Source organism: Roseovarius sp. (genome assembly GCF_027019125.1).
Classification (GTDB): domain Bacteria; phylum Pseudomonadota; class Alphaproteobacteria; order Rhodobacterales; family Rhodobacteraceae; genus Roseovarius.
The window spans coordinates 113,878-127,336 of the sequence record NZ_JALUXE010000034.1; the positions used below are offsets into that span (position 1 = coordinate 113,878).

The following is a 13,459-nucleotide window of genomic DNA, read 5'->3' on the forward strand; positions in this document are numbered from 1 at the left end:
TCAGCGGCTGGCGCGCACCGCCATCACACCCAGCCGAGGCAAGCGCAACACCAAGCGCGCCAGTATCTGCGCATACTCCACCTCGCCCGCCATCAGGCGCAGATAATCGCGCCGCAGGCTGGAGGAGCGTTGAAAGGCTCGGGCAAACCCCGGCTCAAGCGCGGGCATGAAGATCACCGGACGGATCAATCGCGCCATGCGCAGCGCGCGGTGAACCGGCCGCAAGGCGCGGCGATAGCGGGTCAACGCGGTCTCCGGATGCCCGTCGTTCAGCGCCGCAATCGCCGCCTTCGCCGCCAATTGCCCGCTCTGCATCGCATAGCCGATGCCTTCGCCCGTGATTGGATCGACCAGCCCCGCCGCATCCCCCGCAAGCAACACGGCACCTTGCCCCGGCACGGTGCGGAAATCCCCAAAGGGCAGGAATTGCCCTTTGAAAGACGCCTCAGCCGCGTCGATCCCCAGCATCTCGCAATAGGCGGACATGGCGCGTTTCATCTCGGGGTTCCTGGCCAGGACCCCTCCCACGCCCACCGTGGTCGAACAGCGCTTGGGAAAGACCCAGCCATACCCCCATTGCGCCGCCCCAAGATCAATGCGGATCGGCGCGGCAGGATCCACATCCGCGCCGTCCGCCTCGATCTCTAGCCCAAAGCCGATGCGCGCGCGGTCAAACGGCTGGCCAAATAGCTCCCGCGCCACTTGGCTATTGACCCCGTCCGCACCGATCAGCACGCCATAGCTTAGCATCGCGCCGCCTTTGAGCGTCACCGTTCCGCTGTCGCGGTCGATCTCTGCCACCGCCTGCCCGGTGAAATTCTGCGCACCCGCAGCCAACGCATGACGGCACAGCATGGCATCCATATCCCACCGCATCGTGGCGCAAAGGGCTGGCGCATCCTCGATGATCCCCACCGGCTGACCACGATAGCGGAAATCGACCGTGGTCTTGCGGTCCTGCGGACCAAACGGCATCTCATGCCCGAAAATATCAGCATAGTGGCGCCGCGCACGCCCGGTCACGAGGCCACCGCAGAGCTTGTCGCGCGGAAAGGTCCTGCGGTCGATCAGAGCCACACGCAACCCGGCCTGCGCCGCCACAAAGGCAGCAGAGGCGCCTGCGGGCCCGGCCCCGATCACGATCACGTCGAAGCGGTCCACCTCTCAGACCTCTGGCAGGGCATCGCGCCGGATCATGGTGCGCAGCGCGAAACTTGACCGCATCGAGCGGATGCCCGGGGTCTGCATCAACCCCTCTTCCAGAAAGCGGTCGAAATCCCTCAGATCGGCCGCCACCACCCGCAAGAGCACATCCCGTGTGCCGGTCATCAGGTAACATTCCATCACCTCGTCGAACCGCCTAAGGCGCGTCTCAAAGGCCGAAATCGCATCCCTTGTGTGATGCTCCAACTCGACAAAGATAAAGGCGTTGAGCGGCAGGCCGAGCTTTTCCTGGTTCACCCGTGCCGCATAGCCGGTGATGACCCCCTCTGTTTCAAGCCGCGCGATGCGCCGCGCCAGAGGCGTGGGCGAAAGCCCCACCGCCGCCGACAGATCGGCGAGCTTCTGGCGTCCGTCGCGTTGCAGGGCAGCGATGATCTGACGGTCGATGCGATCCATTTTCCCTACTCTTTCCCCGTTTTTTGGGGATATCACCCAAAGGTCACGCGCAATTGACAAGAGTTTGCTGTTTTATCGCGCCTGACCGCTCTTACCTTGTGGGCAAGGAGGAGTCCAACATGCTCACACGTCTGGCGATATCCACACATGAAGAAGTTTACCGCGTCGAGGATCGCGAGAGCGGCCTGCGCGGGTTTATCGCGCTGCATTCCACGCGGCTCGGCCCGGCTGCGGGCGGCCTGCGCATGCGCACCTACGAGGGCGACGACGCCGCTCTTGAAGATGTGCTCAACCTCTCGCGCGGCATGAGCTACAAGAACGCGGCCGCCGGACTGCCCCTGGGCGGGGGCAAGGCCGTCATCCTGGGCGATCCCGACCACGCCAAGACACCGGCACTGCTGCGCGCCATGGGGCGCGCGATCAACAGGCTTCAGGGGCGCTATTGGACCGCCGAGGATATGGGCATGTCCCCCGAGGATATGGCCGAGCTTTCCCGCGAGACGCGTTTTGTCGCCGGTCTGAACAGCGGCACACATGCCAGCGGCGATCCCTCGCCGGTAACCGCGCGCGGCGTTCTGGGCGCGATGCGTGCCGGGGCGGCACAGCTTTGGGGCACGCAGAACCTCAGCGGTCGGCATGTGGCGGTGCAGGGGCTGGGCCATGTCGGCTGGCATCTGTGCCACCTGCTGCACGAGTCAGGCGCCAAGCTGAGCGTGGCGGATATGAACCCCGCCCACGTGGCCAGCACGGTGCGAGAGTATGGCGCGACCATGGTCGATCCGCGCAGCATCCATGCCGTTGATGCCGATATATTTGCCCCCTGCGCCATCGGTGGCGTTCTCAATCCCCGCAGCATCCCCGAGATCAGGGCACGGATGGTCTGCGGTGCCGCCAATAACCAACTGGCAAGCCCCGAAGATGCCGAGCGCCTGCGCGCGCGCGACATCCTCTACCTGCCCGATTACGTCGCCAATGGTGGCGGGATCGTCAACGTCGCCGCAGAAATCCTGCGCATCGCGCCGCGCGCCCCCTGGGTCGACGAGCGGCTGGACGCAATGCAGGCGCGCATGGCGCATATTCTCGCGCGCGCATCGGGCGAAGGCGTAAGCCCCGCAATGATCGCCGACCGGCTGGTCGAGGAACAACTGTTGCAGGTAGCCGTCTGACGCCGCTCTACCAACGTGAATTGAGCCGGGGTTTCCGGCCTGTTACACTGTGCCAAACACTCACGGAGACCCTCATGCTGCGTTTGCCCCTGTCTTTTGCTCTGATCCTTGGACTGGCTGGGGGCGCCGCGGCGCAAACCGCGCTGAGCGAACGGGTTAGCCTCACGCACGGCACTTTCAGCAGCGGTGGCGGCCTCACGATTGCCACCGAACTGCGCCCGACGACGGACGGACGCACCGCGCTCTGCGGCGTCTGGTCCGAGAGCGAGAGCCAGTCGAGCTATACCATAGGTGCCGCACGCGAACTCGTGCGTTTGGCGACGGTTTACGTAGACGGTCAGCGCATCGCCCAGAACCTCGGGGAATTGCCACAGATCGACCCAAGGCTTGATTATGCCGGCGCGCCTGCGGGTTGCCTCCTCACCTCTCTGACATGGAAGCCGGGCCGCGTGCCCGAGGTATTCGTGCCGCGCAAACAGATCAGCCGCAGGAATGGCGGCGGCAGCGATCCACAGATCGATTTCACCCAGACCGGCACCGGCGCGATGAGTTCCTCTCTCCAAGTGATCCCGCTCCTGATCCGCAACAGCCGCACCGTGCCCCTCTCGAGCGCGGCGCAGGTGGTCGAAGGACGCTATAGCAGCGGCGGCGGTCTGCGCCTTGCAGCAGAACTGCGCCCCGTTGGCGGACGCGCGCATCTTTGCGGGGTCTGGTCCGATCTGCCGGGGCAGGACCCCCGCACCGAAGGGCTGGGCCGCGAAATGCTGCGCCGCAGCCGCGTGACCCAAGCAGGCCAGGAGATTGCCCGCGACCTTGGCAATCTGCGATGGGTGACGCCGCGCCGCGATTTCGCTGGCGCCGAGGCTAACTGCCTCGACCTTGGCACGCCCTGGCAAGCGGATCAGGCACGCGCACCCTTCACGCTGCACCTGCCCGAAACGGTGGTCTATCGCAGCACGACCCCCAAAGGTCAGAGCGTGATCCGCTTTGGGTCTTGATCCGGGCAGGTTAATCACAACGCGACTGTGAGGCGCCACAAGTTTTCGCTTGAAGCAGTCCAAGCGACGGTGCTATCCAGAGCGCTGCGGCGGGTATGGTGAAAAGGTATCACGAAAGCTTCCCAAGCTTCAGTTACGGGTTCGATTCCCGTTACCCGCTCCAGACTTTCTCAGCCGCGCAATTCCGACAGTATCGCCTGGGCCGCTGCCAGCGGGTCTTGTACGGCCCAGACGGGCCGCCCGACGACGATGTGGTCGGCCCCGTCGGCGATGGCCTGCGCCGGGGTTGCCACACGTTTCTGATCGCCGAGGGCGCTGCCCGCGGGGCGCACGCCGGGGGTAACAATCAGGCGGTCCACCGCTTCGGGCAGGGCGCGGATCATCGCGGCCTCTTGCGGGCTGGCAATCACGCCATCTGCCCCGGCGTCAAAGGCGCGGCCCGCACGCTCGGCCACCAGATCGGGCACGTCCCCTTGCTTGATCATCCCGGCATCCAGATCGGCCCGGTCCAGCGAGGTCAGGATGGTCACCGCGAGGATCTTCATCGGCTTGCCCGAGGCTCCCTCTTTCGCCGCGCGCACCACATGCGGGTCACCATGCACGGTCAGAAAATCCAGATCGAACTGGGCCAGTCCGCGCACCGCCGCCTCGATCGTGGCTCCGATGTCAAAGAGCTTCATGTCGAGAAAGATCCGCTTGCCGTGTTCGGCCTTCAGCTCGTTGGCAAGGGCCAGCCCGCCGCCGGTAAGCATTCCGAGGCCGATCTTGTAGAATCCGACAGAGTCGCCCAATTGCTCGGCCAGTTTCAGCCCGGCAAGCGCGTTGGGTACATCGAGAGCTACGATCAGGCGGTCGTCGGTCATGGGGCGCGGTCCTCTGCTGTCGGATGCGCCCTTGTCGCGGCGGAGATACGCGGCGTCAAGCCTCTGCGCGCATCCCGTCAAGGGCAGAGTCCGCCCAGGTGATGCGGTTCACATTCCGGCGAAACTCGGGCAAACGCTTCAATTGCCGCAGGGCATCGCGCCAGAGGGCATCATGGCTTGCCTCTTCTGCAGGGGCCGTGACGTTCAGACTGATCTGTCCGGTTTCCGTTTCCAGCAGCAACACGCCGCTCACGCGGTCGGCCTGACTGTCTTGGCGCAAATCGCGCGCACGCACCTTGATGATATGCATTCTTAAAACCCTGTCACTGTTTACAACACAAACGGCCCGAAACGCCGGCTGTTTATCGCGTCGATACTAAAGATAGCCTTGCGCAACATCACGGTGAAATCAGGGCCCTTCTGCATCATTTTCTGGATAGGATCCGGGACTGTCGATCACGCCGCCAAGGTGGGCATGGGGTGCCCAGCCGCGCGGCGTAGCCGTAGGTCTGACCGGCCAGAGCGGTGCAGATACCGCGCCCGCTCGACAAGGCCCCGCATCACCCTTGCGAATTCCGCGGTCAGCGGTGCCCGGAAAAACACTGGATAAACCAACCGCTCTTGCCCATCGACCATTTCTGCCCGCGCGACGAAGGCCGCCCATTCGGGATTGTAACCAACCGCTTCAAGTCTCACTGCCTGCTCTGTCATTGCTCCTGATCTCCTCGAAGGGCGTCACGGCCCTGTGGATAACTTTTGGAGAGATCGGTATCGCAACGGGTTATGCCAAGTCCCAGTCACGAAAACGTGGCGCTCGTACGAATCCCGCGCGATCTGTCTTGAACCTCACGGCGCTGTTACCCATTTATGAAAAGAGGTCCCCGACCGCCGCATGCCTAATGCTGGGTGCGCCCCCGGGGGAACGCTTGTAAAAAGGAGAAAGCCCATGGACTTCAACAAGTTCACGGAACGGTCGCGTGGTTTCATTCAGGCGGCACAAACCATCGCGATGCGCGAAAGCCATCAAAAACTGTCCCCCGAACATATTCTGAAGGCGCTGCTTGACGACCCCGAGGGGCTGGCCAGCAACCTGATCAAACGCGCCGGTGGCGCGCCGGAACGCGTGACACAGGCCAACGATATCGCACTGGCCAAGATTCCGCGTGTCTCGGGCGACGCCGGGCAAACCTATATGGATCAGCAAACCGGCAAGGTTCTGGCCGAGGCCGAGAAACTGGCGCAAAAGGCAGGCGACAGCTTTGTTCCCGTCGAGCGCATCCTGACCGCGCTCGCGCTGGTGAAATCCCCCGCCAAGGATGCGCTGGAGGCTGGCGCGGTATCCGCGCAGAAACTCAACGAGGCAATCAACGACATTCGCAAGGGGCGCACGGCCGATAGCGCTTCGGCAGAGGACACCTACGAAGCCCTGGAAAAGTATGCCCGCGACCTGACCAAGGCCGCACGCGAGGGCAAGATTGATCCCATCATCGGCCGTGATGATGAAATTCGCCGCGCCATGCAGGTGCTCAGTCGCCGAACCAAGAACAACCCGGTTCTGATCGGTGAGCCGGGGGTGGGTAAAACCGCCATCGCCGAGGGTCTGGCCCTGCGCATCGTCAATGGCGACGTGCCCGAGTCCCTGCGCAACAAGCGACTTTTGTCGCTCGACATGGGCGCGCTGATTGCGGGGGCCAAATATCGCGGTGAATTCGAGGAACGGTTGAAGGGCGTGCTGAACGAAGTCACCTCTGCCGCTGGCGAAATCATCCTTTTCATCGACGAGATGCACACTCTGGTGGGCGCCGGCAAGGCCGATGGCGCCATGGATGCCGCCAACCTCATCAAACCGGCTCTCGCGCGCGGCGAATTGCACTGCATCGGCGCGACCACGCTCGATGAGTATCGCAAGCATGTGGAAAAGGACGCGGCGCTCGCCCGTCGGTTCCAGCCGCTTGTGGTCGAAGAACCGACCGTCGAGGACACGATCTCGATCCTGCGCGGCATCAAGGAGAAATACGAACTGCACCACGGCGTGCGCATCTCTGACTCCGCGCTTGTCGCCGCCGCCACGCTCTCGCATCGCTATATCACCGACCGGTTCCTGCCCGACAAGGCGATCGACCTGATGGACGAGGCCGCAAGCCGTCTGCGCATGGAAGTGGACAGCAAGCCCGAAGAGCTTGACGCGCTCGACCGCGAGATCCTGCAAAAGCAGATCGAGGCAGAGGCGCTCAAGAAAGAGGACGATGCCGCCTCGCGCGACCGGCTGGAAAAACTCGAAAAGGAACTGGGCGACCTGCAACAGCGGTCCTCCGAGATGACCGCGAAATGGCAGGCCGAGCGTGACAAGCTGGCCGGCGCGCGCGACCTCAAGGAACAGCTTGACCGCGCCCGTGCCGAGTTGGACATCGCCAAGCGCGAAGGCAATCTCGCCCGCGCCGGTGAGCTGAGCTATGGCGTCATTCCCGGGCTGGAAAAACAACTGTCCGAGGCCGAAACCCAAGGCGACGATGGCGTGATGGTCGAAGAGGCCGTGCGCCCCGAGCAGATCGCGCAGGTGGTGGAACGCTGGACCGGCATCCCCACCGCCAAGATGCTGGAAGGCGAGCGCGACAAGCTCTTGGGCATGGAGGACAACCTCCACCGCCGGGTCATCGGCCAGAACACCGCCGTCAAGGCTGTGGCCAATGCCGTGCGCCGCGCACGCGCCGGGTTGAACGACGAGGGGCGCCCCTTGGGTAGCTTCCTCTTCCTTGGGCCAACCGGCGTCGGCAAGACCGAATTGACCAAGGCCGTGGCCGAGTTCCTCTTCGACGATGACAGCGCCATGGTTCGGATCGACATGAGCGAATTCATGGAAAAGCATTCTGTCTCGCGTCTGATCGGTGCGCCTCCGGGCTATGTCGGCTATGACGAAGGCGGCGTGCTGACCGAGGCCGTGCGTCGCAGACCCTATCAGGTGGTCCTGTTCGACGAGGTCGAAAAGGCGCATCCCGAGGTGTTCAACGTGCTCTTGCAGGTGCTCGATGATGGCGTGCTGACGGATGGTCAGGGCCGCACCGTGGATTTCAAGCAGACGCTGATCATCCTGACGTCGAACCTTGGCTCTCAGGCGCTCAGCCAGTTGCCTGAGGGGGCAGATGCCGCAAGCGCCAAGCGCGATGTCATGGATGCCGTACGCGCGCATTTCCGGCCCGAGTTCCTGAACCGGCTTGATGAGATCGTGGTCTTTGACCGCCTCACACGGCCGCAGATGGACGGTATCGTCGATATCCAGATGGCACGCCTGCTCAAGCGGCTGGCAGCCCGCAAGATCCAACTGGAACTGGACGACAGCGCTCGCAAATGGCTGGCTGACGAGGGCTATGATCCCGTCTATGGCGCGCGCCCTCTCAAGCGGGTGATCCAACGCGCGTTGCAGGACCCTCTGGCCGAGGCGCTCTTGTCGGGGGATATCCTTGACGGATCGGTTGTTCCGGTGACTGCGGGGCCCGAGGGGCTCATCATCGGCAACCGGGTCGGCAGCACCAACCAGGAACCGCCCAAGGACGCGGTGGTCCACTAAGACTGGAAACGCCCCTCTGAGTGATCAGAGGGGCGTTTTCTTTAGGGCACATCGGTCAGACTGTATCTGACTTCGCCCCATCCCGCCTGACCTTGTATTCCTCGGGAATGGGCATCCGGTTAAAGGCATCGAGACCCGCGATCTTATAGGCCTCAGCCAGCGTCGGATAATTGAACGTGTTCTGCACGAAATAATCCACCGTGCCCTTGAGGTTCAAAACCGCCTGCGCGATGTGGATCAGCTCCGTCGCCCCCTCGCCCACGATCTGCACCCCCAGAACCCGGCGCGTCTTGAGCGAGAAGAGCATTTTCAGCATGCCGTGCTCCAGCCCCATGATATGCCCGCGGCTAGTTTCGCGAAACCGCGCAACGCCCACCTCATAGGGAATTCCGCGCGCCTGCATTTCCTCTTCGGACATGCCGCAGGTGGAGATTTCCGGCACGGAATAGATGCCATAGGGAAACCAGGGGCTTTCAGGCAGGGTCGGGGTTTCGAGCGCGTGACAGGCCGCGACGCGCCCCTGTTGCACCGAGGTCGAGGCAAGGCTGGGATGCCCGATCACATCCCCCGCAGCATAGATATGCGGCACCACCGTTTGATAGGTCTTGCGATTGACCTCGATCCGGTTGCGATGATCGGTCTTGATCCCGGCCGCCGCCAGATTGAGCGCAGAGGTTGCCCCCATCCGTCCGGCAGCAAAGAGCAGCATTTCGGCGCGCACATGGCGGCCGTTGGCAAGGCTCACCTCGACATGCTCGCCCGCGTCCTCGATCCGCTCGATGGCAGCGCCAAGTCGCAGATCAACACCATTCTCGCGGATTTGATGGGTGAAATCCTGAATGAGCGTCCGGTCGATGAAATCGAGAAAGGTGTCGCGCGGCTCGATCAGGGTGACGCGCACGTCAAGGGCGGAAAACATCGTGGCATATTCCACCCCGATCACGCCCGCGCCCACGACGATCAGACTGCGTGGAATCTGCGCCAGTTCCAGAAACTCGTCGCTATCCACCACCGTGCGGCCGTTGAAAGGAACCGTATCGGGCCGATAGGTCTTGGTGCCCGTGGCGATCAGGAAACGGTCGGCGGTCAGGCGCGTGACATCGCCCGCCTCGGTCGCAACCTCGATGGAATTTGCGTCCATAAAACGCGCCATTCCGTGCAACGTGTCCACATGGTTGCGATTGAACTGATGCTCCAGAACATCAACCTCGTGATCCAGGGTCATATGCAGCCGGGCCTTGAGGTCATCGGCACCGATGTTGTCCTTGACCCGGTAAGAGCGGCCGTAAAAGCTGCGCTCGCGCCACCCCGACAGGTTGAGCACGGTCTCGCGCAGCGTCTTGGAGGGGATCGTGCCGGTATGCACCGACACGCCGCCCAATCGGTCCTTGCGGTCAATCACCAGCACACGCCGTTTGAGCTTGCCCGCCTGAATGGCAGCGGCCCGGCCTGCGGGACCACTGCCAACGATGATCAGGTCATAATGGCTCATGTCTCAATCCGCATAAAGCGCCTCGGCATGAAAGGCCACGTGGTCCTCCATGAATGTCGAGATGAAGAAATAGCTGTGGTCATAGCCCTTTTGCATCCGGAATGTGCCCTCCTGGCGGCGGGCGGTCATGGCATGGGCCAGCGTTTCGGGGCGCAACAGGTCAAGGAATTGATCCTTGGTGCCGGTATCCACAAGAACCGGCCCGTCAAAGCCGCGCTCTGCCATCAAGAGGCTGGCGTCATGTGCCGCCCAAGCGGACTCGTCCGCGCCGAGATAGGCCGTGAACTGCTTGCGCCCCCAATCGCTGTTGGTCGGGTTGCAGATAGGAGAGAAGGCCGACACGGACCGGAACCGCCCCGGCAGCGACATGGCCAGCGTCAGCGCGCCATGCCCGCCCATGGAATGCCCGGTGATGGCCTGGCGGTCCATATCGAGGGCAAAATTCTCACCGATCAACGCTGGCAATTCCGTGGCGACATAATCCCACATCTGGAAATGCGGCGCCCAGGGAGATTGGGTTGCATTCACATAGAACCCGGCCCCCTGCCCGAGATCATAGGCGTCATCATTGGCCACACCATCGCCGCGCGGGCTTGTATCCGGAAAAACGAGCGCGATGCCCTGTTCCGCCGCCCAGCCCTGTGCGCCGGCCTTGGTCATCGCGTTCTCATGAGTGCAGGTCAGGCCCGAGAGATACCAAAGTACCGGCACCTGACCGTCCTGCGCCTCGGCAGGCAGAAAGAGGCCGAATGTCATGTCGACGCCGCACACGTCCGAGGTGTGGGTGTAGACGCCCTGCGTGCCGCCGAAACAGGTGTTTTCCGAAACCGTTTTCATCATGTTCTCCTCTAACGTCCGTAGGACTGTTCAGTAAAGTTGGTTCACCCAACCGATGACAAGCGACACCGTGATGATGGCAGCGCCGGTGGAAATCAGAATCGAGGACGATACACGCTTGGGCGCGACGCCATAATGTTGCGCAAGCATGAACACATTGCCCGCCACCGGCAGGCTGGCCGCCGCGATCATCACCGCCCCGGCATAGGGGTCGACCTCGAACAGGTAGAGAGCAGCAAAGGCCACGAAAATCGGGTGCAGCACCAGCTTGCAAAAGGATAGCCAGCCCGCGATATACGGCCGCTCTGCCGATTTCGACGCAAGCGAAGCCCCGATGGCAAAGAGCGCGCCGGGCGTCGCCGCGCCGCCCAGAATACGCACGAAATCGTTGATCGGGTCCGGAATGGGCAAGCGCAGCCCAGACCAAGTCAGGCCCAGAACGATCGAAACAATCATCGGATTCTTCAAAAGACCCATGCCGACCGTGCGCAGGATGCCAAGGCTGAGCCGCCCATCACGTGAGCCGGTGATCAGAATGACGACAAGCGAGCCAAACACGATAAGGTCGACCGCCAGCACGATCATCACCCAGCCGATCGCCGCCTCGCCCATCAGCATGGCCAGCATCGGCACACCGAGAAACCCCACGTTGCCGATGACCGCGCATTGCGCCTCGATGGCGACCTCCTGCACATTCACGCGGCGCAAGAGCGCCACCGCCGTAGCGATCCCATAGACAAAGGCCGTGGCCCAGAGGTAGGCCAGAATGAAATTCCAATCCAGCACCTCAGCCAGTGTCAGGTTGGCCGAAAACCGAAAGAGCATCGCCGAAAGCGCAAAGTAAAACACGAACTTGGTCAACCACGCTGTCGCCGCCTCGGGAAAGAACCCGCTGCGCCCGGCGCCATACCCTAGCCCGATGATCATGAAGAAAGGTAGGGTCTGAAGAAAGATACTCAGCATGCGGGTTTGGTAGACAGGCAGAAGGGCAGGGTCAATCGCAACCATATGCCTACTAGACAAGATTACGTCGCGCGGCATGCTCATGAGCGGATGGGCTGCCTGCGCTCTATCTTTTTCAGCCCTTTCTGATATGCTCTCACGCGGGTGGTGGTGTGGCTGCTACCTGCGCGATCTGATCAAGGTTTTTACATAATTCTACTAAGATCAATCTCCGCCCTGATTAGATTGCTGTGCGCATTTCGCGTTAGGCACGCGAAGATTTGGGGGGATAGCTATGCCTTTACATAAAAAACTTATCGCCTTTTCAGCGGTGATTGTTCTTCTTGGCTGCACGCCGGAGGTCAGGACCTACAAGATCACCGTTCGCGGAAAACAGTATGATATGAAGGAGACGTATTATCCGTCATCCACATCCTCGGGGACGACAGACTATACTCTTTTCGCCGAAGACAGAGCATTCACATGCTCAGGGTCCGAAGCATACTGTGTGTGGGATTTGGAGCGGTATCTCGATCAACAGAGGTCCGGTGCCACCACAGACACACCCTCGTCGACAAATAGTCCGCCGAACGCAACCACGCCTGAGCCGCGCAGGTCTCCGCCTGCACCGTTTGAAAATGGTGACTAGCGCCTAGCCGCTTCCGATCAGAACACCGGCTGCAAAAACCAGGGCACCGCCGAGAACCACTTGGAACGCCGCTCGAAAGAACGGCGTTTCCATGTATTTGTTCTGAATCCAGGCGATCGCCCAGAGTTCGACAAACACAATGACAAAGGCAATGATCGTCGCCGTCCAGAAATCCGGGATGAGATAGGGCAGCGCATGGCCAAGCCCACCGACCGTGGTCATGATGCCCGAGGCAAAACCGCGCTTCATCGGGCTGCCGCGCCCCGAGAGTTCGCCATCATCGCTGGCGGCCTCGGTGAAGCCCATGGAAATGCCCGCGCCGACACTGGCCGCTAGGCCGACGAGGAAGGTCGTCCATGTGTCCTGCGTGGCAAAGGCCGTAGCAAAGATCGGCGCGAGCGTGGACACGGAGCCGTCCATCAACCCGGCAAGCCCCGGCTGAACCCATGTCAGCACGAACTGCCGTTTCGCGGTGCGGTCTTCGGCATCGCGCGCGTCTGCATCGAGATGCTTGGCCTCCAGCTCTCCGGCGCGGGATTGGTGCCCGGCCTCCGCCGCCGCGAGATCCCCAAGCAACTTGCGCGTCGCGGCATCCGCAGTGCGCTGCGCGGCCTTGAGGTAAAAGGCACCGGCATCACGCTCCATCGCCTCGGCTTCGTCACGAATACGCTCGATCCCGAGATTCTCGACCAGCCAGATCGGGCGCCGGGCATAGAAACCGGCGACGTGCTCGCGCCGGATCAGCGGGATCACTTCGCCAAAGCGGCTGCGATGCAACTCGATCAGGCGCTTGCGGTGGCCGTCTTCTTCGGCCGCCATGCCATCGAATATCGCGGCCGTGTCCGGGAAATCCTGGCGCAACATTTCTGCATAGGAGCGGTAGATGCGCGCGTCATCTTCTTCCGAGGAAATCGCGAGGGCCAGAATTTCCTGTTCGCTCAAATCACGAAAACGGCGGCGGGATGTCATGCCGGGAATCATCGGATACCTCGATTAGAATTGTTCTAAATCACTGTAGCGCGCCGTTTCAGCAAAGGCAAAGGGGCGTGATGCCGCGCAAAAAGTGAACCGATCTGTTTAGTTTTGTCTTGATTTCTGAACTGATCTGTTTAGATATGAAAGTGAACAGATTAGTTCAGTTATGGAGTTCGACATGAAACACGCCCTGACCGTTCTCACCCTCTCGCTCAGCCTGATGGCGGTTCCTGCCCTGGCCTTCAGCTTTGATACCAGCAGCCTGACACCAACGCTGACCTATCCCGAACCTGCGCCCGCGCCCGTGACGCAGGGCAATTCCGGTATCAACCGATAAGTTACTTCAGGAACA

13 protein-coding genes and 1 tRNA gene are annotated in these 13,459 nt (G+C 62.0%); 5 read left to right on the forward strand and 9 right to left on the reverse strand.

From position 1 onward, the window contains the following. Both MVC20_RS16885 and MVC20_RS16890 read right to left on the reverse strand, forming a co-directional pair. The gene (locus tag MVC20_RS16885) at window positions 1-1,161 is read right to left on the reverse strand and encodes a geranylgeranyl reductase family protein (protein WP_297543495.1); all 1,161 of its coding nucleotides are present in this window, start codon (window positions 1,159-1,161) and stop codon (window positions 1-3) included. 3 nt (window positions 1,162-1,164) lie between these two features. Continuing rightward, window positions 1,165-1,620, reverse strand: coding sequence for an Lrp/AsnC family transcriptional regulator (locus tag MVC20_RS16890; protein ID WP_037275888.1), 456 nt, complete (start codon window positions 1,618-1,620; stop codon window positions 1,165-1,167). A 119-nt stretch (window positions 1,621-1,739) separates the two neighbouring features. Between MVC20_RS16890 and MVC20_RS16895 the strand changes: the two genes are divergently transcribed. From MVC20_RS16895 to MVC20_RS16905, 3 genes are all read left to right on the forward strand, one after another. Continuing rightward, window positions 1,740-2,786, forward strand: coding sequence for a Glu/Leu/Phe/Val dehydrogenase dimerization domain-containing protein (locus tag MVC20_RS16895; protein ID WP_297543496.1), 1,047 nt, complete (start codon window positions 1,740-1,742; stop codon window positions 2,784-2,786). Between the two features lie 74 nt (window positions 2,787-2,860). Then, on the forward strand, window positions 2,861-3,784 hold the full coding sequence (locus MVC20_RS16900) for an orotidine 5-phosphate decarboxylase (protein ID WP_297543497.1): 924 nt from the start codon (window positions 2,861-2,863) through the stop codon (window positions 3,782-3,784). A gap of 89 nt (window positions 3,785-3,873) precedes the next feature. Then, window positions 3,874-3,947, forward strand: a tRNA-Gly gene (locus tag MVC20_RS16905). A 7-nt stretch (window positions 3,948-3,954) separates the two neighbouring features. On the opposite strand, the gene pyrF is transcribed toward MVC20_RS16905, so the two are convergent. From pyrF to MVC20_RS16920, 3 genes are all read right to left on the reverse strand, one after another. Further along, a complete protein-coding gene (gene pyrF, locus MVC20_RS16910) occupies window positions 3,955-4,647 on the reverse strand; it encodes an orotidine-5'-phosphate decarboxylase (protein WP_297543498.1) in 693 nt (230 codons plus the stop codon). Between the two features lie 55 nt (window positions 4,648-4,702). After that, entirely contained in the window at window positions 4,703-4,957 is a 255-nt protein-coding gene (locus tag MVC20_RS16915) for a hypothetical protein (protein ID WP_297543500.1), read from the reverse strand. A 146-nt stretch (window positions 4,958-5,103) separates the two neighbouring features. Continuing rightward, on the reverse strand, window positions 5,104-5,358 hold the full coding sequence (locus MVC20_RS16920) for a hypothetical protein (RefSeq protein ID WP_297543502.1): 255 nt from the start codon (window positions 5,356-5,358) through the stop codon (window positions 5,104-5,106). Window positions 5,359-5,593: 235 nt separating this feature from the next. Between MVC20_RS16920 and clpB the strand changes: the two genes are divergently transcribed. Continuing rightward, the gene (clpB, locus tag MVC20_RS16925) at window positions 5,594-8,212 is read left to right on the forward strand and encodes an ATP-dependent chaperone ClpB (protein ID WP_297543504.1); all 2,619 of its coding nucleotides are present in this window, start codon (window positions 5,594-5,596) and stop codon (window positions 8,210-8,212) included. A gap of 55 nt (window positions 8,213-8,267) precedes the next feature. Here the strand turns inward: clpB and sthA are convergent, their stop codons facing one another. The 4 genes from sthA to mbfA all read right to left on the reverse strand — a co-directional run bounded on the left by sthA (window position 8,268) and on the right by mbfA (window position 13,113). After that, window positions 8,268-9,704, reverse strand: coding sequence for a Si-specific NAD(P)(+) transhydrogenase (gene sthA / locus MVC20_RS16930; RefSeq protein WP_297543506.1), 1,437 nt, complete (start codon window positions 9,702-9,704; stop codon window positions 8,268-8,270). 3 nt (window positions 9,705-9,707) lie between these two features. After that, window positions 9,708-10,541, reverse strand: coding sequence for an S-formylglutathione hydrolase (gene fghA / locus MVC20_RS16935; protein WP_297543508.1), 834 nt, complete (start codon window positions 10,539-10,541; stop codon window positions 9,708-9,710). Window positions 10,542-10,571: 30 nt separating this feature from the next. After that, window positions 10,572-11,504, reverse strand: a complete 933-nt coding sequence (locus MVC20_RS16940) for an AEC family transporter (protein ID WP_297543510.1) — start codon at window positions 11,502-11,504, stop codon at window positions 10,572-10,574. A gap of 631 nt (window positions 11,505-12,135) precedes the next feature. Next, a complete protein-coding gene (mbfA, locus tag MVC20_RS16945; protein WP_297543512.1) occupies window positions 12,136-13,113 on the reverse strand; it encodes an iron exporter MbfA in 978 nt (325 codons plus the stop codon). A gap of 172 nt (window positions 13,114-13,285) precedes the next feature. Here mbfA and MVC20_RS16950 point away from each other — a divergent pair, with 172 nt between their 5' ends. Further along, complete coding sequence (locus MVC20_RS16950; RefSeq protein WP_297543514.1) at window positions 13,286-13,444, forward strand: hypothetical protein; 159 nt, start codon at window positions 13,286-13,288, stop codon at window positions 13,442-13,444. The last annotated feature ends 15 nt before the right edge of the window (window positions 13,445-13,459 follow it).

What these genes read in the sequence shown, in the direction of transcription:
- MVC20_RS16890 (WP_037275888.1), bottom strand. Translation starts at nt 1,620, where the DNA reads ATGGATCGCATCGACCGTCAGATCATCGCTGCCCTGCAACGCGACGGA.
- MVC20_RS16895 (WP_297543496.1), top strand. Translation starts at nt 1,740, where the DNA reads ATGCTCACACGTCTGGCGATATCCACACATGAAGAAGTTTACCGCGTC.
- MVC20_RS16900 (WP_297543497.1), top strand. Translation starts at nt 2,861, where the DNA reads ATGCTGCGTTTGCCCCTGTCTTTTGCTCTGATCCTTGGACTGGCTGGG.
- pyrF (WP_297543498.1), bottom strand. Translation starts at nt 4,647, where the DNA reads ATGACCGACGACCGCCTGATCGTAGCTCTCGATGTACCCAACGCGCTT.
- MVC20_RS16915 (WP_297543500.1), bottom strand. Translation starts at nt 4,957, where the DNA reads ATGCATATCATCAAGGTGCGTGCGCGCGATTTGCGCCAAGACAGTCAG.
- MVC20_RS16920 (WP_297543502.1), bottom strand. Translation starts at nt 5,358, where the DNA reads ATGACAGAGCAGGCAGTGAGACTTGAAGCGGTTGGTTACAATCCCGAA.
- clpB (WP_297543504.1), top strand. Translation starts at nt 5,594, where the DNA reads ATGGACTTCAACAAGTTCACGGAACGGTCGCGTGGTTTCATTCAGGCG.
- sthA (WP_297543506.1), bottom strand. Translation starts at nt 9,704, where the DNA reads ATGAGCCATTATGACCTGATCATCGTTGGCAGTGGTCCCGCAGGCCGG.
- fghA (WP_297543508.1), bottom strand. Translation starts at nt 10,541, where the DNA reads ATGAAAACGGTTTCGGAAAACACCTGTTTCGGCGGCACGCAGGGCGTC.
- MVC20_RS16940 (WP_297543510.1), bottom strand. Translation starts at nt 11,504, where the DNA reads ATGCTGAGTATCTTTCTTCAGACCCTACCTTTCTTCATGATCATCGGG.
- mbfA (WP_297543512.1), bottom strand. Translation starts at nt 13,113, where the DNA reads ATGATTCCCGGCATGACATCCCGCCGCCGTTTTCGTGATTTGAGCGAA.
- MVC20_RS16950 (WP_297543514.1), top strand. Translation starts at nt 13,286, where the DNA reads ATGAAACACGCCCTGACCGTTCTCACCCTCTCGCTCAGCCTGATGGCG.